Consider the following 23682-nt stretch of genomic DNA (forward strand, 5'->3'; position numbering starts at 1 on the left):
CACCGAGACGAAAGGCGCACCGCCGCCGCTGGGAGAGACGCGATGTTCAGCAAACAAGACCAAATTCAAGGCTACGATGATGCGCTGCTGGCGGCGATGAACGCCGAAGAGCAACGCCAGGAAGATCACATCGAGCTGATCGCGTCGGAGAACTACACCAGCAAGCGCGTGATGGAGGCCCAGGGCAGCGGCCTGACCAACAAGTACGCCGAAGGCTATCCGGGCAAGCGCTACTACGGTGGCTGCGAGCACGTCGACAAAGTCGAAGCCCTGGCCATCGAGCGCGCCAAGCAGTTGTTCGGTGCCGATTACGCCAACGTCCAGCCGCACTCCGGGTCTTCGGCCAACAGCGCCGTGTACCTGGCCCTGCTGCAAGCCGGCGACACCATCCTGGGCATGAGCCTGGCCCATGGCGGTCACCTGACCCACGGTGCCAAGGTGTCGTCCTCGGGCAAGCTCTACAACGCGGTGCAATACGGCATCGACACCACCACCGGCCTGATCGACTACGACGAAGTCGAGCGCCTGGCGGTCGAGCACAAGCCGAAAATGATCGTGGCCGGTTTCTCCGCTTACTCCAAGACCCTGGATTTCCCACGTTTCCGTCAGATCGCCGACAAGGTCGGTGCCCTGCTGTTCGTCGACATGGCCCACGTGGCTGGCCTGGTTGCCGCCGGTCTGTACCCGAACCCGCTGCCGTACGCCGACGTGGTCACCACCACCACCCACAAGACCCTGCGCGGTCCGCGTGGTGGCCTGATCCTGGCCAAGGCCAACGAAGAAATCGAGAAGAAGCTCAACGCCGCGGTATTCCCCGGCGCCCAGGGCGGCCCGTTGATGCACGTGATCGCCGGCAAGGCGGTGTGCTTCAAGGAAGCGGCGGAGCCTGGCTTCAAGGCTTATCAGCAGCAAGTGATCGATAACGCCCAGGCCATGGCTGGCGTGTTCATCAAGCGCGGCTACGATGTAGTGTCCGGTGGTACCGATAACCACCTGTTCCTGGTCAGCCTGATCCGTCAGGGCCTGACCGGCAAGGATGCCGATGCTGCCCTGGGCCGCGCCCATATCACCGTCAACAAGAACGCCGTGCCGAACGACCCGCAATCGCCATTCGTGACGTCGGGCCTGCGCATCGGCACCCCGGCGGTGACCACCCGTGGCTTCAAGGTTACCCAGTGCGTCACGCTGGCCGGCTGGATCTGCGACATTCTCGACAACCTCGGCGATGCCGATGTCGAGGCCAATGTCGCACAGCAAGTGGCGGCCCTGTGCGCGGACTTCCCGGTTTATCGCTGAGTCGGTTTTGGAGTAATGACTATGCAACGCTATTCGGGCTTCGGCCTCTTCAAACACTCACTCAGCCATCACGAAAACTGGCAGCGGATGTGGCGCACGCCGACCCCGAAAAAGGTCTACGACGTGGTCATCGTCGGCGGTGGCGGGCATGGTCTGGCGACCGCCTACTACCTGGCCAAGGAACACGGCATCACCAACGTGGCGGTGGTCGAGAAGGGCTGGTTGGGCGGCGGTAACACCGCGCGCAACACCACCATCGTGCGCTCCAACTACTTGTGGGACGAATCGGCCCACCTGTACGAACACGCGATGAAACTCTGGGAAGGCCTGTCCCAGGACCTGAACTACAACGTGATGTTCTCCCAGCGTGGCGTCTACAACCTGTGCCACACCCTGCAGGACATCCGTGATTCCGAGCGTCGCGTCAGCGCCAACCGCCTCAACGGCGTGGATGGCGAGCTGCTCAACGCCAAGCAAGTGGCCGACGAGATCCCGTACCTGGATTGCTCGAAAAACACCCGCTACCCGGTGATGGGCGCCACCGTCCAGCGTCGCGGCGGCGTGGCCCGTCACGATGCCGTGGCCTGGGGCTTTGCCCGGGCGGCGGACGCGTTGGGCGTGGACTTGATCCAGCAGACCGAAGTGATCGGTTTCCGCAAGGAAAACGGCGTGTGCATCGGCGTGGAAACCAACAAGGGCTTCATCGGCGCCAAGCGCGTCGGCGTGGTGACCGCCGGTAACTCCGGGCACATGGCCAAGCTCGCGGGCTTCCGCCTGCCGATCGAATCCCATCCGCTGCAAGCGTTGGTGTCCGAGCCGATCAAGCCGATCATCGACAGCGTGATCATGTCCAACGCCGTGCACGGCTACATCAGCCAGTCCGACAAGGGCGACCTGGTGATCGGTGCCGGTATCGACGGCTACAACGGCTACGGCCAGCGCGGCTCGTACCCGGTGATCGAACACACGGTCCAGGCCATCGTCGAGATGTTCCCGGTGTTGTCCCGCGTACGCATGAACCGCCAGTGGGGCGGCATCGTCGACACCACGCCGGACGCCTGCCCGATCATCTCCAAGACCCCGGTGCCGAACATGTTCTTCAACTGCGGTTGGGGCACCGGCGGCTTCAAGGCCACTCCGGGTTCGGGCAACGTCTTCGCTGCAAGCCTGGCCAAGGGTGAAATGCACCCGCTGGCCGCGCCGTTTTCCATCGACCGTTTCCACAACGGCGCACTGATCGACGAACACGGCGCTGCTGCCGTCGCCCACTAACAGGAGAAATCCCTATGTTGCACATCTTCTGTCCTCACTGCGGCGAACTGCGCTCCGAAGAGGAATTCCACGCATCCGGCCAGGCGCATATCCCGCGTCCGCTGGATCCGAACACCTGCACCGACGAGGAGTGGGGCGACTACATGTTCTTCCGTGACAACCCGCGCGGGTTGCACCATGAACTGTGGGACCACGTTGCCGGTTGCCGCCAGTACTTCAACGTGACCCGTGACACCGTGACCTACGAGATTCTCGAAACCTACAAGATCGGCCAAAAGCCGCAGTTCACCGACAAGGCTGACAGTCCGAAAGCGGCTGCACAGGCTCTGGGAGAGAAGGTATGAGCCAGATCAATCGCCTGTCCAACGGCGGACGGATCGACCGCAACAAAGTGCTGAGCTTCACCTTCAACGGCCAGACCTACAAAGGTTTCGAGGGCGATTCCCTGGCCGCTGCGCTGCTGGCCAACGGTGTCGACATCATCGGTCGCAGCTTCAAGTATTCCCGCCCGCGCGGCATCTTCGCCGCCGGTGCCGAAGAGCCGAACGCGGTGCTGCAGATCGGTGCCACCGAAGCCACGCAGATCCCTAACGTGCGCGCCACGCAACAGGCGCTGTACCAAGGTTTGGTCGCCACCAGCACCAACGGCTGGCCGAACGTGAACAACGACATGATGGGCATTCTCGGCAAGGTCGGCGGCAAGCTGATGCCGCCGGGCTTCTACTACAAAACCTTCATGTACCCGCAATCGTTCTGGATGACCTACGAGAAGTACATCCGCAAGGCCGCCGGCCTGGGCCGCTCGCCGACCGAGAACGATCCGGACACCTACGACTACATGAACCGTCACTGCGACGTGTTGATCGTCGGTGCTGGCCCTGCTGGTTTGGCCGCTGCACTGGCCGCGGCCCGCAGCGGTGCGCGCGTCATCCTGGCCGATGAGCAGGAAGAGTTCGGCGGCAGCCTGCTCGACTCCCGCGAGAGCCTGGACGGCAAGCCGGCGACCGAATGGGTAGCCTCTGTTGTCGCTGAACTCAAGTCGATGCCCGACGTGGTGCTGCTGCCTCGTGCCACGGTGAACGGTTACCACGACCATAACTTCCTGACCATCCACGAGCGCCTCACCGACCACCTCGGTGACCGCGCACCGATCGGCCAGGTTCGCCAGCGCATCAACCGCGTTCGCGCCAAGCGCGTGGTGCTGGCGACCGGCGCCTGCGAGCGCCCGCTGGTCTACGGCAACAACGACGTGCCGGGCAACATGTTGGCCGGTGCGGTGTCGACCTACGTGCGTCGCTACGGCGTGGCACCGGGCAAGAAACTGGTGCTGAGCACTAACAACGACCACGCCTATCGCGTAGCACTGGACTGGTTCGACGCCGGTCTGCAAGTGGTGGCCGTGGCCGATGCGCGCAGCAACCCACGTGGCGCGCTGGTGGAAGAAGCCCGCGCCAAGGGCATCCGTATCCTCACCGGCAGCGCCGTGGTCGAGGCTCGTGGCAGCAAGCGTGTCACCGGGGCACGTGTTGCCGCGATCGACGTCCGCGCCCATAAAGTCACCAGCCCAGGCGAATGGCTGGACTGCGACCTGGTGGCCAGCTCCGGCGGCTACAGCCCGGTGGTCCACCTGGCTTCGCACCTGGGCGGCAAGCCGATCTGGCGTGAAGATATCCTCGGTTTCGTACCGGGCGAAGCACCGCAAAAACGTGTCTGCGTCGGCGGTGTGAACGGTGTCTACAGCCTCGGTGACAGCTTGGCCGACGGTTTTGAAGGCGGCGTGCGCGCAGCCAGCGAAGCCGGCTTCAAAGCGGTGGAGGGCGTATTGCCCAAAGCCCTGAGCCGTCATGAAGAGCCGACCCTGGCGCTGTTCCAGGTGCCTCACGAAAAATCCACCGCACGGGCGCCGAAGCAATTCGTCGACCTGCAGAACGACGTCACTGCCGCCGCCATCGAACTCGCCACCCGCGAAGGCTTCGAGTCGGTGGAACACGTCAAGCGCTACACCGCACTGGGCTTCGGTACCGACCAGGGCAAACTGGGCAACGTCAACGGCCTGGCCATCGCGGCCCGTTCGCTGAACGTGAGCATCCCGCAGATGGGCACCACCATGTTCCGTCCGAACTACACGCCGGTGACTTTCGGCGCGGTGGCTGGCCGGCACTGTGGGCACATCTTCGAGCCGGTGCGCTTCACCGCGCTGCATGCCTGGCATGTGAAGAATGGCGCCGAGTTCGAAGACGTCGGCCAATGGAAACGCCCTTGGTACTTCCCGAAGAACGGCGAAGACATGCACGCCGCGGTCAAGCGCGAATGCAAGGCGGTGCGTGACAGCGTCGGCCTGCTCGATGCCTCGACCCTGGGCAAGATCGACATCCAGGGCCCGGATGCCCGCGAGTTCCTCAACCGCGTCTACACCAACGCCTGGACCAAGCTCGACGTGGGCAAGGCCCGCTACGGTCTGATGTGCAAGGAAGACGGTATGGTTTTCGACGACGGCGTAACGGCCTGTCTGGCGGACAACCACTTCCTGATGACCACCACCACGGGCGGCGCGGCGCGCGTGCTGCAATGGCTGGAGATCTATCACCAGACCGAATGGCCGGACCTGAAGGTGTACTTCACCTCGGTCACCGACCACTGGGCGACGATGACCCTGTCGGGCCCCAACAGCCGCAAGCTGCTGAGCGAAGTCACCGACATCGACCTGGACAAGGACGCGTTCCCGTTCATGACCTGGAAGGAAGGCCTGGTGGGCGGCGTGCCGGCGCGGGTGTTCCGGATCTCGTTCACCGGTGAACTGTCGTACGAAATCAACGTACAGGCCGACTACGCCATGGGCGTGCTCGAGCAGATCGTCGAGGCGGGGAAGAAATACAACCTGACCCCGTACGGCACCGAGACCATGCACGTACTGCGGGCCGAGAAGGGCTTCATCATTGTCGGCCAGGACACCGACAGCTCGATGACCCCGGACGACCTGAACATGGGCTGGTGTGTAGGCCGGACCAAACCGTTCTCGTGGATCGGCTGGCGTGGCATGAATCGCGAAGATTGCGTGCGTGAAGACCGCAAGCAACTGGTGGGGCTCAAGCCGATCGACCCGAATGTCTGGCTGCCGGAAGGTGCGCAACTGGTGTTCAACACCAAGCAGGCGATCCCGATGACCATGGTGGGTCACGTGACCTCCAGCTACGCCCACAACTCCCTGGGTTATTCATTTGCCATGGGTGTGGTCAAGGGCGGCCTCAAGCGGATGGGCGAGCGAGTGTTCGCGCCATTGGCCGATGGCAGCGTGATCGAGGCAGAGATCGTTTCTTCGGTGTTCTTCGATCCGAAGGGGGATCGGCAGAATATCTAACATTCAAGCCCTGCGGTGGGGGCGTGTGGGAGCAAAGCTTGCTCGCGATGCAGGCGACACGGTAGCCATCAGACCGAGTTATCGTTCATCGCGGGCAAGCCTTGCTCCCACAGCGCCACGCACCGGCAGGTCGAGCAAGCATTCAGACAGGTGCTCCATATGACCGCAGTCAACGTGTACCAACAACGCCCAACCACCGGGGCCAAGGCCGAGTCGTCGCTGCACCATGCCGACCTCGCCAGCCTGGTGGGCAAGGGTCGCAAGAACGCCGGTGTGACCGTGCGCGAGAAAAAACTCCTGGGCCACCTGACCCTCCGTGGCGATGGCCATGACCCGGCGTTCGCCGCGGGCGTGCACAAGGCCCTGGGCCTGGAATTGCCAGGCGCCCTGGCCGTCATCGTCAAAGGTGAAACCAGCCTGCAATGGCTCGGCCCGGATGAATGGCTGCTGGTGGTGCCCACTGGCGAAGAGTTCGCCGCCGAGCAGAAACTGCGTGAAGCCCTGGGCGACCTGCACATCCAGATCGTCAACGTCAGCGGCGGTCAGCAGCTGCTCGAGCTGTCCGGCCCGAACGTGCGCGACGTGCTGATGAAATCCACCAGCTACGATGTACACCCAAGCAACTTCCCGGTGGGTAAGGCCGTGGGTACGGTGTTCGCCAAGTCGCAACTGGTGATCCGCCACACGGGCGAAGACACCTGGGAGCTGGTGATTCGCCGCAGCTTCTCCGATTACTGGTGGCTGTGGTTGCAGGATGCCGCGGCTGAGTATGGGTTGAGCGTGCAGGCCTGATTGATGGCCTTGGAATGCTTTTGTGGCGAGGGAGCTTGCTCCCGCTGGGTTGCGAAGCAGCCCCCAGTATCAGGCGACTGCTGCGCAGTCGAGCGGGAGCAAGCTCCCTCGCCACAGGGTTCTTTGTCGCCCAGTTAATTTGAACAGGAGTCACCGCAATGAGCCGCGCCCCGGATACATGGATCTTGACTGCCGACTGCCCCAGCGTGCTCGGCACCGTGGACGCGGTGACCCGCTTTCTGTTCGAGCAGGGCTGCTATGTCACCGAGCACCACTCCTTCGACGACCGGCTCTCGGCGCGTTTCTTCATTCGCGTGGAGTTTCGCCAGCCCGACGGTTTTGACGAGCAGGCCTTTCGCGCCGGCCTGGCCGAGCGTGCGCAAGCCTTCGGCATGGTCTTCGAACTGACGCCGCCCAACTACCGCCCTAAAGTGGTGATCATGGTCTCCAAGGCCGATCACTGCCTCAACGATTTGCTCTACCGCCAGCGCATCGGCCAGTTGTCCATGGACGTGGTGGCCGTGGTGTCCAACCACCCCGACCTCAAGCCGCTGGCCGACTGGCACCAGATTCCCTACTACCATTTCCCCTTGGACCCGAACGACAAGCCGGCCCAGGAGCGGCAGGTGTGGCAGGTGATCGAAGACACCGGTGCCGAACTGGTGATCCTTGCCCGTTACATGCAAGTGCTGTCGCCGGAGTTGTGCCGCAAGCTCGACGGCAAGGCGATCAACATCCATCACTCGCTGCTGCCGGGCTTCAAGGGGGCCAAGCCGTATCACCAGGCCTATAACAAAGGCGTGAAGCTGGTGGGCGCCACGGCGCACTACATCAACAACGACCTGGACGAAGGCCCGATCATCGCCCAGGGCGTGGAAGTGGTGGACCACAGCCACTATCCCGAAGACCTGATCGCCAAGGGCCGGGACATCGAAGGGCTCACTTTGGCCCGGGCGGTGGGGTATCACATTGAAAGAAGGGTGTTCTTGAACGCCAATCGTACTGTCGTTCTTTAGGCCGACATCGCGAACAAGGGGTACGCGGTCAAAATTGTGGGAGCGAGCTTGCTCGCGATGAGGCCTTTAAGACAACAAAGAAACAAGACACAAGCACTAACCCGAGCAATCAACGCGCTGCCTGCCTGGGCAACGCAGTTCCACAAAAACAACAGCGAGGTGAAAGCATGTCTGGTAATCGTGGTGTCGTGTATCTCGGCAACGGCAAGGTCGAAGTACAGAAAATCGACTATCCAAAAATGCAGGACCCGCGCGGCAGGAAGATTGAGCACGGTGTCATCCTGCGCGTGGTCTCCACCAACATCTGCGGCTCCGACCAACACATGGTCCGCGGTCGTACCACTGCCCAGACCGGCCTGGTCCTGGGTCACGAGATCACCGGTGAAGTGATCGAAAAGGGCAGCGACGTCGAGAACCTGAAAATCGGTGACCTGGTGTCGGTGCCGTTCAACGTGGCTTGCGGGCGCTGCCGTTCCTGCAAAGAGCAACACACGGGCGTCTGCCTGACCGTCAACCCGGCCCGTGCCGGCGGTGCCTACGGTTATGTGGACATGGGCGACTGGACCGGCGGCCAAGCCGAATACGTGCTGGTGCCGTACGCCGACTTCAACCTGCTGAAACTGCCGGACCGCGACAAGGCCATGGAGAAGATCCGTGACCTGACCTGCCTGTCCGACATTCTGCCGACCGGCTACCACGGCGCCGTCACTGCGGGTGTTGGCCCTGGCAGCACCGTCTACATCGCGGGTGCTGGCCCGGTTGGCCTGGCGGCTGCCGCTTCCGCTCGCCTGTTGGGCGCGGCGGTGGTGATCATTGGCGACGTCAACCCGGTCCGCCTGGCTCACGCCAAGGCCCAGGGTTTCGAAATTGCCGATCTGTCCACCGATACACCGTTGCACGAACAGATCGCTGCGCTGCTGGGCGAGCCTGAAGTCGACTGTGCTGTCGATGCGGTAGGCTTCGAAGCCCGCGGCCATGGCCATGACGGCGTCAAGCACGAAGCCCCGGCCACCGTGCTCAACTCGTTGATGGGTGTGGTCCGCGTTGCTGGCAAGATCGGTATCCCCGGTCTCTACGTCACCGAAGATCCGGGCGCAGTCGATGCGGCGGCAAAAATGGGCAGCCTGAGCATCCGCTTCGGCCTGGGCTGGGCGAAATCCCACAGCTTCCACACCGGCCAGACCCCGGTCATGAAGTACAACCGCGCGCTGATGCAAGCGATCATGTGGGACCGTATCAACATCGCCGAAATCGTCGGTGTGCAGGTCATCAGCCTGGATGATGCGCCGAAGGGTTATGGCGAGTTCGATGCGGGCGTGCCGAAGAAGTTTGTGATTGATCCGCACAAGTTGTTCAGTGCGGCGTAAAGCAGTAGGCAGGACGGAAAAAGGGCGACAGTGATGTCGCCCTTTTTATTCGGCCTGTCCCGGATTGCTTATTCCGGCGTCACTCTTGTGGCCTGCATGCCTTTAGTTCCCTTCTCGATTTCAAATGAAACGGTCTGCTTCTGTTTCAACGTTTTGTAACCCTCGCCGGCTATCGCCGAGTAATGAACGAACAATTCCTCGCCGCCGTTGCCGCAGGTAATGAAGCCATAGCCTTTTGCATCGTTAAACCATTTAACGGTTCCTTTGATTCGGTCGTTCATTTTTATTGTCCTGCTTGCCGAATGAATAAAGGCGTGGTTGCCCATGACCTTGTTTCCGTTGACACAACGGGAGCTTAGGGACGGGGCAAATCGTTGCCTACTGTCAGAGTTGACAGTAGGCAATACCGAGAGGAAATAACCGATTGCAGGTGATATTCAGAGGCCTGTCATGAGGCGGTCATGCCATGGCTTGCGCTTTCCATTGTGGCGAGGGGATTTATCCCCGTTGGGCTGCGTAGCAGCCCCTTGCTTTTCAGATACCAGCGGCGAGCGCGTCGCACTCGAGCGGGAGCAAGCGCCCTCGCCACGGGTTATTGACGTGCAGTTGCGGCCCCGACCCGGTCGCAGAATTCAGGGTAGAACCCCCGGGCGCTAGGGCCTTGGCAATAGTCTTGCGCCTGGGCCAATGCAGCACCGCTGAAATTCAGGTTGCGAGGCATGCTGGCAAAGGTGATGTAGCCATCCTGTTGCGTCTTGATGGCGTCGAAACCCTGCATGTCGTAGACCAATTCCACGTCATCATCAGCCAGCAGTCGCGCCTTGACCGTCACCTGTGTGTATTGCTTGCCCCCTGGTGCGCCATTGAGTGCCGCCAGGCCGTGGCCGACCACGCGCAGCATGTGCGGGACCCAGGGCTCGCAGTCATCCGCGCAAGGGCCTGGACGGTAGAGCACGGTCAGGGCCTGTTGGTCGCGGCTCACCTCGGTCAGGGTCGGGTCGGAGCGTTTGATGCGGTGTTCGATGGTCAGCCAGGTCTTTTGTTCTTCGCTGGTGCCATCGGCAAGTTCCGGGGTCAGCGGGCCGCGCTGGCATTCGCTGACGCCCAGGGCGATGAGCATGCCGGTCAGGATGACCGCGAGGGTGGCGCCGCCGATTTTTACGTTCATGGGCAAACTCTGCAGGAGGAAGCCGCACTGTACGGTAATGGTGCAGGGGTGGCCAGGGGGCTTTGGGCGGGCGGTGCTGGAACAGTGACGCGGTTACCATGACCGATCAATAAATCAAGTTGAAGTAGTCGCCGTTCATCAACCTGCACATTCGGGTCTCCGCGCTTTCGCAGCGATTGCTCATCCACTTTGAAAAGGCCGGTTCCAGGATTTGTTGATCGTCCAACTTCAGATTGATCGCCCCGTACCTGCACGTGATGGTCGCACGGGGGGCTGTCTGCTCGTCCCCATCGTCCTCATGGATGACGTACTCGGCGCCTTCGAATTGCAACGAGGTCGGGTCGACCACGTCCACCAGGCTTTCGCTCTTCCATTCGTGGTCTTCCCGGATATCGACGAAGTAAACGTCTTCCAGAGATTCAATGTTCCGGTGAATGTCAGTGACGGCGGGGCACGTTATTTCACTGGCATGGACGGGGCCGATGATCAGCAAAAGCAAGACCGCGCCTCCAGCCAGTATTTTTTTCATGTGCCAGGCTCCAGGGCTCAGTTCGACAATTTCACGGCTTTGGTCGGGGCGGGCTACTGTCAATGTTGGCAGTTATTTATGTCAATTTAGAACTGTATAGGGATGTTTGGTAACTTTTTGCTATATAAAAAAGCGCAGTTTTCGTTAAATCAGACGCTTCCTACGGTCCCTGAAGAATTTTCTGTAATGGCTATCGGCCATTCTCGTAATACGTTTAGGAACAATCTCCGTCCGTGCCAGTCCAACGCACGTTTTAAGCCGCTCGTTATGGGCGGCTTTTTCATGCTCAAGAGGATGTACCGGATGAAGGTTTCACGAGGTTTTGCACTGTCTTGGCTGCTGATACTGGCCGCCAGCCCGGCCTTCGCGCAGTTCAGCCTCAGCGATGCGGCCAATGTGGTGTCGGCGATGCAGGGCAACTCAGGTGAGGAAGAGGGCGTCGTAGCCGCCGCGCCGAAAGCTGCCGGCCTGCTCAACACCCTGGGGTCGGAACTCAAGATCACGCCGGAACAGGCCATCGGCGGCGCCGGTGCGATGCTGGGGCTGGCGAAGAATCGGCTCAGCGAGCCGCAGTTCTCCGAGTTGAGCAAAAGTGTGCCGGGCCTGGATCAGATCGCCGGCAACAGCGCCATTGGGGGGCTCAATGGCTTGGGCGGTTTGCTCGGTGGCGGGTCGGACAAAAATGCCTTGCTCGACGGCCTGCTGGGTAACGTCAAGGACACCGGCGACCTGAACAATGCCTTCAGTGCGCTGGGCATGGACAGCGGCATGATCGGCCAGTTTGCCCCGATCATTCTGCAGTACCTCGGCCAGCAGGGTGTGGCCGGTTCGCTGCTGCAGAACCTGGGTGGTATTTGGGGCACAGGTGTCTGATCAGCCACCCTTGTTGCGCAAAGCTGCAATACGCTGGTCCTTTTCAGTCCAGAGCTGGTTGACCCAATCCTGCACATGCTGGCGAAACACCGGGTCGTTTTCGTAGTCGCCCTGCCACAATGCCGGGTCCAGCTCGCGGGTCTGGATGTCGATGATGACCCTGGGCACCGCGCCGCTGATCAAGTCCCAGAACCCGGGAATCTTCTCTTGCGGATAGACCACGGTCACGTCCAGTACCGCATCCAGTTGTTCACCCATGGCCGCCAGCACGAACGCCACGCCACCGGCCTTGGGCTTGAGCAGGTGGGTGAAGGGCGATTGCTGTTGTTGGCTTTTGGTGGTGGTGAAGCGGGTGCCTTCGAGGTAGTTGACCACGGTGACCGGTTGCCGCTTGAACAGCTCGCAGGCGGCCTTGGTGATTTCCAGGTCCTTGCCGGCCAGCTCCGGGTTCTTCGCCAGGAACGCCTTGGTGTAGCGTTTCATGAAAGGGTAGTCCAAGGCCCACCAGGCCAGGCCCAGGAACGGTACCCAGATCAGTTCCTTCTTGAGGAAGAACTTGAAGAACGGCGTGCGCCGGTTGAGGGTCTGGACGAGGGCGGGGATGTCTACCCAGGACTGGTGATTGCTGATCACCAGGTAAGAGGTATCGCTGCGCAGGTCCGCACCGCCGCGAATGTCCCAGCGGGTAGGGATGCACAGGGCAAAGATCAGTTTGTCGATCTCGGCCCAGGTCTCGGCGATCCACATCACCGCCCACGAGGCGTAGTCGCGAAAGCGCCCGGGCAGGACCAGTTTGAGCAGTGCGAACACCATCAGCGGCCCGAACAGCACCAGGGTGTTGAGCAACAGCAGCAGGGTGACGAAACAGCCGGTGAGCAGGCGGCGCATAGATGACTCTTGCAAACGGGTGGGCGGGCCATGATAAGCAAGCTTCGGGCGGTAGGCCAAATCGGTGTGGACGAATGTTTCACCTTTTGATCGGTATGCTGGGTTTGCTTCTGTGGCGAGGGGATTTATCCCCGTCGGGCTGCGCGGCGGCCCGGATTCTGTACAGCGATTCAGCACCATGGCGAGCGCTTCGCACTCGAACGGGGATAAATCCCCTCGCCACAGGGGCTGCGCCGGGCTGGTTGTTCTCGGCTATCGATCTTGAAGTACGCAGAACGAATCCCTTTGCCACTGTCTAAAAGCCCACCCATACAGGAAGCCCTATCCCATGAAATCCCTCCTCGCCCTGCTTTCCCTGGTGGCCCTTCCAGTGCTGGCCGCCGAGCCGACCCTGTACGGGCGCTACGAATACATCGCGCTGCCGGAAATCGGCGGTGAAGTGCTCAAGGCCAAGATGGACACCGGCGCCCTGACCGCCTCGCTGTCGGCCAAGGACATCGAGACCTTTACCCGTGACGGCGATGATTGGGTGCGGTTCCGCCTGGCGACCAAGGATGCGAGCAACAAGGTCTACGAACACAAGATCGCTCGCATCAGCAAGATCAAGACCCGTTCCGAAGAGGATGAGGACGACGACGAAAAGATCGCCCCCACCAAGCGCCCGGTGGTCGATCTGGAGTTGTGCCTGGGTAACGTCAAGCGCACGGTCGAGGTCAACCTGACCGACCGCAGCAGTTTCAATTACCCGCTGTTGATTGGTGCCAAGGCGTTGCGTGAGTTCGGCGCGGCGGTGAACCCGGCGCGGCGGTTTACGGCGGATAAGCCGGACTGCTGATTTCCCTGATTGACTCACCCCAAGCCTTGCGGCACCGTTCCGGCAACTTTTACTGCCGGGCTCGCAAGCCATGCCTCATATCCTGATTGTCGAAGACGAAGCCGCCATCGCCGATACGCTGGTGTTTGCCCTGCAAGGGGAGGGGTTTGACACCACTTGGTTGAGCCTTGGCGCCGCCGCCCTCGAGTACCAGAAAAGCACCCCGGCGGACCTGATCATTCTCGATGTGGGCCTGCCGGATATCAGCGGATTCGAGACTTGTAAAAATCTCAGACGTTTCAGCGACGTTCCGGTCATCTTTCTGACAGCCCGGGATGGGGAGATCGACCGGATCGTAGGCTTGGAAATCGGTGCCGACGATTACGTGGTCAAACCCTTCAGCCCCCGCGAGGTGGCGGCCAGGGTCCGGGCGATCCTCAAGCGCGTGGCGCCGCGGCCAGCGGTAGAGCCGGGCATGGGATTGTTTCAGGTCGATGCCGACCGTGTGCAGATCAACTATCGCGGCAAACCGCTGAACCTCACCCGCCACGAATTCCGCCTGCTCAATTGTCTGCTGGAGCAACCCGAGCGGGTCTTCAGCCGCGAGCAATTGCTCGATGCCTTGGGGGTTGCCAGCGATGCCGGCTACGAGCGCAGCATCGACAGCCACATCAAGAGCGTGCGCGCCAAGTTGCGCCTGGTTCGGGCCGAGGCCGAACCGATCCAGACACATCGAGGCCTGGGCTACAGCTACAGCCCAGGGCACAGCTGATGTCGCTGGGGATCCGGATTTTCCTGGTGTATGTGCTGTTTATCGCCCTGACCGGCTATTTCGTGCTCAACACGGTCATGGAGGAAATCCGCCCCGGCGTGCGCCAGTCCACCGAAGAAACCCTGGTGGACACCGCCAACCTGATGGCCGAGATCCTGCGGGACGACTTCAAGGCCGGCACCCTCAACCAGAATCGCTGGCCGCAGTTGCTCAAGGCCTACGGCGAGCGCCAGCCGGCGGCGACGATCTGGGGCTTGCCGAAGAATCAGGTCAGCCATCGCATCTACGTCACGGATGCCAACGGCATCGTGGTGCTCGACTCCAGTGGCGTGGCGGTAGGGCAGGATTACTCGCGCTGGAACGACGTTTACCTGACCCTGCGCGGCCACTACGGCGCCCGCTCGAGCCGCAGCGATCCGGACGATCCGGCGTCTTCGGTGATGCACGTCGGCGCGGCGATCCGCGACAACGGCCGGATCATCGGCGTTGTCACCGTCGCCAAGCCCAACAGTTCCTTGCAGCCTTATGTCGACCGCACGGAGCGGCGCCTGTTGGCCTACGGCGCCGGCTTGGTCGCCCTGGGCTTGTTGCTGGGCGGCTTGCTGTCGTGGTGGCTCAGCGCGGCACTGCGGCGTTTGACGATCTACGCCCAGGCGGTCAGCGAGGGGCGTCGGGTGGAAGTGCCGCATTATCGTGGCGGCGAGTTCGAGCAATTGGCGGGTGCCGTGGAACACATGCGCACCCAACTCGAAGGCAAGGCGTACGTCGAGCGTTACGTGCACACACTCACCCACGAACTCAAGAGCCCGCTGGCGGCGATTCGCGGCGCCGCCGAGCTGCTGCAAAGCGACATGCCCGCCGCCCAGCACCAGCGCTTCGTCAGTAACATCGACAACGAAAGTGCGCGCATGCAGCAGTTGATCGAACGCTTGCTCAACCTGGCCCAGATCGAGCAGCGCCAGGGGCTGGAGGAAGAGGTCTCGGTGCCGCTGGCGGCGTTGATGGACGAGTTGCTGGAAGCGCGCGGCGGCTGGCTCGAAAGTCGCCAGTTGACGGTTGAACAGCACATCGCTGCCGACCTGACATTGACGGGAGAGCCGTTTCTGTTGCGCCAGGCCTTGGGCAATTTGCTGGAAAACGCCCTGGACTTCACCCCCGTCAACGGCCTGCTACGAGTCAGCGCCGAGCGCCGTGGAAACCGCGTCGAGATCCGCCTGTTCAACCAGGCCGCGCCGATCCCCTACTACGCGCTGCCTCGCCTGAGCGAACGCTTCTACTCCCTGCCGCGCCCGGACAGTGGCCGCAAGAGCACCGGCCTGGGGCTCAACTTCGTGGAGGAGGTGGTGCAGTTGCATGGGGGGCAGTTCAGTATTGGCAATGTCGAGGGCGGGGTGGAGGTGGTTTTGCGGCTGCCCTGAAACCGCATCCGCTATCTGACGGAACACTCATCCTTGTGGGAGCGGGCTTGCTCGCGATAGCGGGGTACCAGCCGGCATAACTGGCGCTGACCCGCCGCCATCGCGAGCAAGCTCGCTCCCACAGAGGTTCCTGGTTCTCCACACAATCTCCACATTGCGCCCATAAACCCCTCACACAGCCACCCCAGACTCTCCCTCATTCGAACAGGGAGAGCCCCACATGAACCGCAGCCTCGCCATAAAACTGGGCATGATTGCCCTCTTGATTCTCTTGCTGATGATTCCGCTGTTGATGATCAACGGCCTCATCGATGAGCGCCAGGAGTTGCGCGACGGTGTGCTGCAGGATATCGCCCGCAGCTCCAGCTACAGCCAGCAATTGATCGGGCCGATGATCGTGGTGCCGTTTCGCAAGAGCGTGAAGGTCTGGAACACCAATGAGAAGACCGGCGTGCGTTTCCTGGAAACCGTCGAGCGCACGGGCGAGTTGTATTTCTTGCCGGAGCAATTCGAGCTCGACGGCCAGGTCCGCACCGAGACCCGTGCCCGGGGCATCTACGAAGCGCGGATGTTCCACGCCGATAACCGGATCGATGGCCGCTTCAAGGTGCCAGAGCGCTACGGTGTCGCCGCCAAGGACTTTGCCGACTACCGCTTCGACGAACCGTATTTGAGCGTTGGCATCAGCGATATTCGTGGCATCGAGAACGCGCTGACCCTGACGCTGAACCAGCAGACCGTCGACTTCCTGCCCGGTTCGCGGCTTGGCTGGCTGGGGCAGGGTGTGCATGTGCCGCTGCCGATGATCACCGCCCAGGGCGGCCCCGAGCTGACCTTCGGTTTTGACCTGCGCCTGCAAGGCACTGGCGAGTTCCAGATTCTGCCGGTGGGCAAATCCACCAAAGTGCACTTGTCGGCGGACTGGCCGCACCCGAGCTTCATTGGCAACTATCTGCCCAGCAATCGCGAGATCAATGAGCAGGGTTTCAGTGCCGACTGGCAGACGTCGTTTTTCTCCACCAACCTGCTGGAAACATTGCAAGCCTGCGAGCCGAGCGATGGCTGTGAAGCGTTCCGCAGCCGGGCCTTCGGTGTGAGCTTCATCGACCCGGTGGACCAGTACCTCAAGAGCGACCGGGCGATCAAATATGCGTTGCTGTTCATTGCCCTGACGTTCGCCGGCTTCTTTCTCTTCGAAGTGCTCAAGAGCCTGGCCGTCCACCCGGTCCAGTACGCCTTGGTGGGCGTGGCGCTGGCGTTCTTCTACCTGCTGCTGTTGTCGCTGTCGGAGCACATCGGCTTCACCCTGGCGTACCTGGTGTCGGCCAGTGCCTGTGTCGTGTTGATCGGGTTTTATGTCTGCCACGTGTTGCGCAGCGTGAGCCACGGCCTGGGGTTTTCGGCAGGGCTGGCGGGTTTGTACGGTTTGCTCTACGGCCTGTTGAGCGCGGAGGACTATGCGTTGCTGATGGGGTCGCTGTTGCTGTTCGGCCTGCTGGGCGTGTTCATGGTGCTGACCCGCAAGCTGGATTGGTACGGGGTCGGGGCGAAACCGGCCGCGGCGATGAGTTTTGAGCTGGGAGAGGTGAAATGAGCCGGTCGTTGGGGTTGCGTGAGGATCAGCGGGAGGGGGCGATGTTGGTGGCGCTGATTGCCGGGTTGTTTCCGCTGGACCGCGTTGGCCCTATCGCGAGCAAGCTCGCTCCCACAGGAGACCTCGTTTACCCAGGCAACCGAATCAAATGTGAGAGCGAGCTTGCTCGCGATGGGGCCGGTGCAGCCAGTGCAGAGCTAGATTTTTGGCACTGTCTCAAGCATTGAAGGCCGCAAGCTCACCTCGGCAAACCACGCCGCCAATTGCGGGTTGGCCTTGCGCCATTCCAGGTCGGGATGGCGCAGGTCCAGGTAGCCCAGGGCGCAGGCCACGCTGATGGAGGCCACGTCGAAATGGCTGGCCAGTTCGGCGATCGCCTCGGCTTCCAGCAGGCCCAGGGCGCGGCGAATCTTGCCCCGCTGCGCCTCGAGCCATTCGTCCCAGTGTTTTTCCACAGGACGTAGCGCGGTTTCGTAGCGGATCATCACCGCCGCATCCATGACTCCATCGGCCAGGGAGGCCAGGGTCAAACGCCGCCAGCGAGCCGCGCCGTCCCGGGGGATCAGCGGGTTGCCGACATGCTGGTGATCGAGGTAGTCGAGAATGATCCGGCTGTCATGAATCACGCTCCCGTTGGCCAGGCGCAGGGCCGGGATCTTGCTCAACGGGTTGTCCTCGATCAGCGCCCGATCCGGCTTGACCGGCGTGAGCTGGCTGAGCTGCAACGCCACGCGGTCCTGCTGACCGGTTTCGTGCAGCAGCACCAGGACCTTGCGAACGAAGGGCGAAGCGGGGTTGTGGAACAGCGTCATGCTGGGGGTGGACATGGCAACGTCTCGATTCAATGGGACTTGTTGCGCAGCATAGCGCGTTCATCCGTGTTCAAGGCAGGCGCGACCGAGGCGAAGAAGGGCGGTCGCGCCATGCATCAGGTGGCCGGTTGAAGGGCCTGCGGTTCTGGCGTCGACGTCGTCGGTTGCTGCTTGAGTTCCCGGGCGACAGTCCAGACGATGAACGCGGCGATGACATCGAAAATGGCCAGCAGCACAAACAGTGGGCTGTAGCCGATCTGGGTCACCATGACGCCGAACAGCAGCGTGAAGGCGGCGGCGCCCAGGTAACCGAACATCCCGCCCATGCCGGTGGCGGTGGCGACTTCATTCTTGCCGAACGAATCGGACGTGATGGCGTACAGCGCGCCGGACAGAGTCTGGTGGGCAAAGCCGCCGATGCACAGCAGGGCGATCGCTGTGTACGGGCTGGCGACCAGGCCGATGCAGGCTGGGCCGATCATGCAGGAGGCGCCGAACAGCAGGACCATCTTGCGCGAAGTGAACAACGACACCTTGCAGTATTTATGGAAGAACGGGCTCAGGTAGCCGCCCAGCACGCAACCGAGGTCGGCGGCCAGGAACGGCAGCCAGGCGAACATCGCGATCTCCTTGATGTTCATGTGCCGCTCGGTCATCAGGTACAGCGGGATCCAGGCGTTGAACGTCTGCCAGGCCGGCTCTGAGAGGATCCGGGCACTGGCAATGGCGTAGAAGTTGCGGCTGGCGATGATGCGTTTCCAGCTGCCTTTCTTCGGCGTCGGGTCTTGAAAGTGAGCTTCCTGGCCGCTGAGGATGTAATCGCGCTCGGTGTCGCCCAGGAGCTTCTGGTCGCGTGGATGTTTGTAAAAGATCAGCCAGAGGAACGTCCAGGCCACGCCCAGGCCGCCAACGATCAGGAACGCCAGCTCCCAACCACTGTTCAGGATCGCCCAGACCACTAGCGGCGGAGCCAGCACGGCGCCGATCGAGGAGCCGATGTTGAACCAGCCGATGGCCACCGAGCGTTCCTTGGCTGGGAACCATTCGGTAGAGGTCTTTACCGCAGCCGGCAGCCCGGCGGCTTCCGTCAGGCCAAGCAAACCGCGGAAAAACGCCAGGCCCTGCCAGCCCGACGCCATGGCCGCCGCGGCACAGGCGATGGACCAGGCGAAGGCGAAAATGGCGAAGCCCATCTTGGTGCCGATGGCATCGATGATGTAGCCGGCCACCGGTTGCATCAACGCGTAGCAGACCTGCCAGGCCACGACGATGTGGGAATACTGCTCGGTGGAGATATTCATTTCGCTCATCAGGGTGGGAGCGGCCACCGAGAGGGTATTGCGAGCCAGGTAGTTGACCATCAGGCCGGCCGTGACCAGGCCGACCATCCACCAGCGGATGCCTTTGATTTTCATCACTTCACCATCGATTATTTTTGGATTTGGCGTGGCGTGGTTTGTTGTAAGTTGTCGTACAACGTGCGCACTTATAGAGGGTCAAGAATTAATTTGTCAACAAATATGTCAATGGCTGGGCGGTCTGAAACAGCCGGCGCGCTCGCGGTTGTCGTATGACGAAGAGAGAAGGGGCGCCCACTCTGGCAAGCGCACGCCCGGATGACTCAGCGGCGGGGGATCAGTCCCCACACCGCCAACACGGAGGGTATGCCCAACCCCAGCCAACTGACGGCGTCCCACAGGCCGTCACCCAGCAAGGCACTGAACAGCCCGGCGGCGCAGAGAATGGCGATCAGCACGGGCATGCCGAACACTTTCCAGAAACTCGACTGCCGTGGCCTCACGAGGCGACCTCCGTACCGACCGTTGCACGCTTGGCCGCTTTGCGCCGCACCAGCCACAGGTAGACGCCGCTGCCGAGGACGATGATGGTGAGCACGTCGAGAGTGGCCCAGAAGATCTGCATCGGCCGGCCACCGTAGTCGCCGAAGTGCAACGGTAGAGACAGGCTCATGACGTCCATGTACCACGGCCGCTCGGCCACCGCGGTGACCGCCAGGGTGCTGGCATCGATCAATACCGGCGTCAGCAAGTGCGAGGTCAGGTGGGTGCTGCCTTTCATGAACACGCCGTAGTGGTGTTGGCTGGAAAACAACGTGCCGGGGAAGGCGATGAAGCTAGGCTCCATGCCCGGCGCGACCTCCGTGGCGATGTCGAGCAAGCGGGTGGCCGGGGCCAATTGCGTCAGCGGCGGGGCGTTGCGATAGGGTTCGACCATGGCGCTGAGGCTGTCGTTGCGCCAGGCGGCGATGATCAGGTCGGCGCACGCGGCAATCACGCCGGTGACGCCCACGGTGAGCGCCCAGACCAGCGTCACCACACCGATCAGGTTATGCAGGTCGAGCCAGCGCAGGCGCGTGGATTTGTCCTGGCGCACCGTGGCGAATTTCAACCGGCGCATGAACGGCAGGTACAGGACCACGCCGGAAACGATGGCGATCACGAACAACAGCCCCATGAACGCCAGCAGCAACTTGCCCGGCAAACCCGCGAACATATCCACGTGCAGGCGCAGCATGACCATCATGAAACCGCCGTTGGCCGAGGGCATTTCCAGGGCCTCGCCAGTGCGCGCATCGAGCATGAAGGTATGGGAGGAATTGGGCTCGGTGTCCGGTGTCGGCGCCATGATGGTGAAGATGCCGTTGGGCTCGTCTTCGTCCCAGCCAAAATACTGGACCACTTCACCCGGACGATGGGCCTTGGCCTTCTCCACTAACTGCTGGAGGTCCAGGTGTGGCGTGTCGGCAGGCATCTCCCGGAACTCGGGAGCGTCGCCCAGCAGGTGTTCGATTTCATGGTGGAAGATCAACGGCAGCCCGGTGATCGCCAGCATCAGCAGGAACACCGTGCAGATCAGGCTGGTCCAGGTGTGGACGAAGGACCAGCGGCGGATGGTTTTGCTTTTCATGAGCGATCCGAATGCAAGAGGGCCTCGATGCCTGAGCCCCTTCAGTCCAGTCGTGAAACCTGTGGAAGCGAGCTTGCTCGCGAAAGCGGGGTGCCAGACAACATCAATGTTGACTGTTACGCCGTCTTCGCGAGCAAGCTCCCACAGGGATTTCATTTGACTGGCAGGTCTCGGGTACAGGTGCCCTCAAAAGGTTTTGCAAATGCTAACCGTTTACCATTTGTAATTCACGCTGGCGACGACGTTGCGTTGGTCGCCGTAGTAGCAGTAGAAGCCATCGCAAGTGGACAGGTAGTCCTTGTTGAAAATGTTCTTCGCGTCCACCGCCACCGTGACGCCTTTGAGGGTCTTGTTCAAACGCCCGAGATCGTAGTGGGCCGAGGCGTCGTACACGGTATAGGAGCCGACATGGCCCCAATCGGTGTTGGTGGTGTTGCCGTAGGTGTCGCCGACATAGCGCACACCGGCACCGACACCGAAGCCATCCAGCGGGCCGTTGTGCCAGGTGTAGTCCGCCCAGGCGGTGGCCTGGTTGCGCGGTACCTGGGCCATGCGCTTGCCTTTTTCCGCTGCGGTGCCCTTGGTGATTTCACTGTCGTTGTAGGTGTAGGAGCCGATGAGCTTCAGGTTGTCGGTCACATCGCCCGAGGCTTCCAGTTCCAGGCCGCGCACCTGGACTTCACCCACTTGGCGGGTGACGTTGTTTTCGGTCACGGAGTTGTTTTTCTGGGTCAGGTCGAACACTGCGGCGGTCAGCAAGGTCTTGGTGCCCGGCGGTTGATACTTGATGCCGGCTTCGTACTGCTCGCCTTCTGTTGGCTTGAACGCTTCGGTGCTGTTGACGGTTGAACCGGCCGCCGCCTGGAACGACTGGGCGAAGGAAATGTAGGGCGTCACACCGTTATCGAAGACGTAGCTCAACGCCGCGTTGCCGCTGAATTTCTTGTCGCGCTGGGTGTTGGTGACGTTGTTCTGGTTGTGGAATTCGGTGCCGGTGTGAATCCAGTCTTCGCGGCCGCCGAGGGTCAGGCGCCAGTTGTCCAGGGCGATTTGGTCCTGGACATACAGGCCGGTCTGGTTGGTCTTCTGGTTGTAGTCATACATGGTGAAATACTGGACGTTGGAGAAATCCTGTCCGTAAGTCGGGTTGTGGATGTTGCTGGTCGGCACGCCGGTCGAGCCCCACAACCAACGCGAATTGCTGTTGGAGCGCTGGTGATCCAGGCCCAGCAGCAGGGTGTGGCTGAGGGCACCGGTCTGGAAATCGGCCTGGAAATTGTTGTCCACGGCGAACTGGCTGATGTCTTCGTCAACGACACTGGCGCTGCGCTTGATGGTGCCATCGGCGCTGACTGCTTCCTCAGGCCCCGCCGGCCAGAACTGCCCGCCAGCGGAGATGCCCTGGGTTTCCAGGTCGCTCTTGGTGTAGCGCAGGTTCTGACGGAACTGCCAGGTGTCGTTCAGACGGTGTTCGAACGCATAGCCGAGGGCGTAGTAGGTACGGTCGTAGAATTCCCAATCCGGATCGCCGAGGTTCTTGTGGTGGGAAATCTTGCCTGCTGGCGAGGACAGCTTGGTGCCTTGCAGCGGCAGGAATTGCCCGGTGATGCCGGTGTCGTCGCGGGTGTACTGGGACAGGAAGGTCAGGCGCGTGTCGTCGTTGATGTTCCAGGTCAGGCTCGGCGCGAGGTTGTAGCGCTTGTCCGGGATATGGTCGACCTGGGAGTTGCTGTCGCGCACGGTGCCGCTGACCCGATAGAGGAACTGGCCTTCGTCATCGACTTTGCCGGTGCTGTCGAAGTTGATCTGCTTATGTTCGTAGCTGCCGGCCTGCAGCTCGACCTCATGGCTGCTTTCGGCCTGTGGGCGACGGCTGACCATGTCCAGCATGCCGCCAGGTGGCGTCTGGCCGTAGACCGAGGAGGCCGGGCCACGCAGCACGGCGATGCGCTCAAGGTTCCAGGGCTCGATTTTCGGCGTGATGTAGTTGCCCTTGGGCAGCGGCAGGCCATCGAGGAATTGGGTCGGTACGAAGCCGCGCACCAGCAGCCAGTCGTTGCGCGAATCCGAGCCGTAGCCGCTGCTTTGCACGCCGGCGGTGTAGCGCAGCGCGTCATTGAGGTTGAGGACAGAACGGTCCTCCATCTGTTGGCGGGTGACCACGGAGACGGAGCGCGGCAGTTCGACGATCGGCGTGTCGGTCTTGGTGCCAGCGGCGGTGCGGGTGGCGACGTAGCTCTCGGTCGGGCCCCACGCGGTTTCGCTGAGACCGGCGCCGATCACGCTGGTTTCCGGCAAGGCCATGACGCCTTCAGGTAAGGCCACCAGGCTGTAGGTGCCAGCGCTGCTTTGTTCCAGTTGCAGGCCGGTGCCGCGCAAGGCCTCGCGCAATGCGCCGGTGGCGTCGAACTGGCCCTGGACCGGGGCCGAGGTCTTGCCCGAGGCCAGGGACGGATTCAGGCTCAGTGCGAGGCCGGCCTGGCTGGCGATCTGGTTCAGGGTGCTGGCCAGGGGCGCGGCGGGCAGGTTGTAGGTGCGCACGCTTGTGGCTTGTTCGGCGGCCAGCAGCGGGGCGCTGGTCAACGGGACGGCGAAGGCAATGGCAACGGCCAACAGGCTGGGGCGCAACAGGGTGTCTAGCGGGCGGGACATACGGCGGCTCCTGAATGGAAATATTTCTCAATTGCCTGGGTGCCGGATGAAAGTCGAAAAGTGATAGGGCTGGATGAAAATAATTTAGATTCGTTTTGCAGCTGGTGGCTTTGTGGTGAAGCGAATGGCCTCA

Annotated in this window: 21 protein-coding genes; 12 read left to right on the forward strand and 9 right to left on the reverse strand. The window is 61.8% G+C overall.

The window, feature by feature from the left end; translation table 11 throughout:
* Positions 1-42: 42 nt before the first annotated feature.
* The 7 genes from glyA (at position 43) to fdhA (ending at position 9101) form a co-directional block, all read left to right on the forward strand.
* The gene (gene glyA, locus J4E53_RS10390) at positions 43-1296 is read left to right on the forward strand and encodes a serine hydroxymethyltransferase (RefSeq protein ID WP_003206308.1); all 1254 of its coding nucleotides are present in this window, start codon (positions 43-45) and stop codon (positions 1294-1296) included.
* A gap of 21 nt (positions 1297-1317) precedes the next feature.
* Positions 1318-2568, forward strand: a complete 1251-nt coding sequence (locus J4E53_RS10395; RefSeq protein ID WP_003177603.1) for a sarcosine oxidase subunit beta — start codon at positions 1318-1320, stop codon at positions 2566-2568.
* A 14-nt stretch (positions 2569-2582) separates the two neighbouring features.
* The gene (locus J4E53_RS10400; protein WP_060740298.1) at positions 2583-2912 is read left to right on the forward strand and encodes a sarcosine oxidase subunit delta; all 330 of its coding nucleotides are present in this window, start codon (positions 2583-2585) and stop codon (positions 2910-2912) included.
* Positions 2909-5926, forward strand: a complete 3018-nt coding sequence (locus tag J4E53_RS10405; RefSeq protein ID WP_060740299.1) for a sarcosine oxidase subunit alpha — start codon at positions 2909-2911, stop codon at positions 5924-5926. Before J4E53_RS10400 ends, J4E53_RS10405 begins: the two co-directional genes overlap by 4 nt.
* 159 nt (positions 5927-6085) lie before the next feature.
* On the forward strand, positions 6086-6718 hold the full coding sequence (locus J4E53_RS10410; protein ID WP_060740300.1) for a sarcosine oxidase subunit gamma: 633 nt from the start codon (positions 6086-6088) through the stop codon (positions 6716-6718).
* A 158-nt stretch (positions 6719-6876) separates the two neighbouring features.
* Entirely contained in the window at positions 6877-7734 is an 858-nt protein-coding gene (purU, locus tag J4E53_RS10415; RefSeq protein ID WP_060740301.1) for a formyltetrahydrofolate deformylase, read from the forward strand.
* A 167-nt stretch (positions 7735-7901) separates the two neighbouring features.
* Positions 7902-9101, forward strand: a complete 1200-nt coding sequence (gene fdhA / locus J4E53_RS10420; protein ID WP_060740302.1) for a formaldehyde dehydrogenase, glutathione-independent — start codon at positions 7902-7904, stop codon at positions 9099-9101.
* A gap of 68 nt (positions 9102-9169) precedes the next feature.
* On the opposite strand, the gene J4E53_RS10425 is transcribed toward fdhA, so the two are convergent.
* The 3 genes from J4E53_RS10425 to J4E53_RS10435 all read right to left on the reverse strand — a co-directional run bounded on the left by J4E53_RS10425 (position 9170) and on the right by J4E53_RS10435 (position 10798).
* Positions 9170-9382 (reverse strand): cold-shock protein, encoded by a 213-nt coding sequence (locus J4E53_RS10425; protein ID WP_060743119.1) that lies wholly within the window; start codon positions 9380-9382, stop codon positions 9170-9172.
* 311 nt (positions 9383-9693) lie between these two features.
* Positions 9694-10269, reverse strand: a complete 576-nt coding sequence (locus tag J4E53_RS10430; RefSeq protein ID WP_103309278.1) for a hypothetical protein — start codon at positions 10267-10269, stop codon at positions 9694-9696.
* Positions 10270-10375: 106 nt separating this feature from the next.
* Positions 10376-10798 carry a hypothetical protein gene (locus J4E53_RS10435; protein WP_060740304.1) on the reverse strand — a complete coding sequence of 141 codons (423 nt, stop codon included), beginning with the start codon at positions 10796-10798 and terminating at the stop codon, positions 10376-10378.
* Between the two features lie 303 nt (positions 10799-11101).
* Here J4E53_RS10435 and J4E53_RS10440 point away from each other — a divergent pair, with 303 nt between their 5' ends.
* Positions 11102-11671, forward strand: a complete 570-nt coding sequence (locus tag J4E53_RS10440) for a DUF2780 domain-containing protein (protein ID WP_103310886.1) — start codon at positions 11102-11104, stop codon at positions 11669-11671.
* On the opposite strand, the gene J4E53_RS10445 is transcribed toward J4E53_RS10440, so the two are convergent.
* A complete protein-coding gene (locus J4E53_RS10445; protein WP_103310884.1) occupies positions 11672-12559 on the reverse strand; it encodes an acyltransferase in 888 nt (295 codons plus the stop codon).
* 328 nt (positions 12560-12887) lie between these two features.
* Here J4E53_RS10445 and J4E53_RS10450 point away from each other — a divergent pair, with 328 nt between their 5' ends.
* From J4E53_RS10450 to creD, 4 genes are all read left to right on the forward strand, one after another.
* On the forward strand, positions 12888-13394 hold the full coding sequence (locus J4E53_RS10450; RefSeq protein ID WP_053188779.1) for an ATP-dependent zinc protease: 507 nt from the start codon (positions 12888-12890) through the stop codon (positions 13392-13394).
* A 70-nt stretch (positions 13395-13464) separates the two neighbouring features.
* Positions 13465-14145: a two-component system response regulator CreB gene (gene creB, locus J4E53_RS10455; protein ID WP_060740307.1), complete on the forward strand. Its 681-nt coding sequence runs from the start codon at positions 13465-13467 to the stop codon at positions 14143-14145.
* Positions 14145-15563: a two-component system sensor histidine kinase CreC gene (gene creC / locus J4E53_RS10460; RefSeq protein WP_103310883.1), complete on the forward strand. Its 1419-nt coding sequence runs from the start codon at positions 14145-14147 to the stop codon at positions 15561-15563. The genes creB and creC overlap by 1 nt, the downstream gene beginning before the upstream one ends.
* A gap of 220 nt (positions 15564-15783) precedes the next feature.
* Positions 15784-17157 (forward strand): cell envelope integrity protein CreD, encoded by a 1374-nt coding sequence (creD, locus tag J4E53_RS10465; protein ID WP_103310881.1) that lies wholly within the window; start codon positions 15784-15786, stop codon positions 17155-17157.
* A 197-nt stretch (positions 17158-17354) separates the two neighbouring features.
* On the opposite strand, the gene J4E53_RS10470 is transcribed toward creD, so the two are convergent.
* From J4E53_RS10470 to J4E53_RS10490, 5 genes are all read right to left on the reverse strand, one after another.
* Positions 17355-17984: a glutathione S-transferase gene (locus J4E53_RS10470; RefSeq protein WP_103310880.1), complete on the reverse strand. Its 630-nt coding sequence runs from the start codon at positions 17982-17984 to the stop codon at positions 17355-17357.
* Between the two features lie 101 nt (positions 17985-18085).
* Entirely contained in the window at positions 18086-19384 is a 1299-nt protein-coding gene (locus J4E53_RS10475) for an MFS transporter (RefSeq protein ID WP_060740311.1), read from the reverse strand.
* 206 nt (positions 19385-19590) lie between these two features.
* A complete protein-coding gene (locus tag J4E53_RS10480; protein ID WP_060740312.1) occupies positions 19591-19770 on the reverse strand; it encodes a hypothetical protein in 180 nt (59 codons plus the stop codon).
* A complete protein-coding gene (locus J4E53_RS10485; RefSeq protein WP_103310879.1) occupies positions 19767-20897 on the reverse strand; it encodes a PepSY domain-containing protein in 1131 nt (376 codons plus the stop codon). Before J4E53_RS10485 ends, J4E53_RS10480 begins: the two co-directional genes overlap by 4 nt.
* A 213-nt stretch (positions 20898-21110) precedes the next feature.
* Positions 21111-23549, reverse strand: a complete 2439-nt coding sequence (locus J4E53_RS10490; protein ID WP_103310878.1) for a TonB-dependent siderophore receptor — start codon at positions 23547-23549, stop codon at positions 21111-21113.
* Between the last annotated feature and the right edge of the window lie 133 nt (positions 23550-23682).

The organism is Pseudomonas sp. FW305-28 (genome assembly GCF_017351395.1).
Lineage (GTDB): Bacteria > Pseudomonadota > Gammaproteobacteria > Pseudomonadales > Pseudomonadaceae > Aquipseudomonas > Aquipseudomonas fluorescens_AA.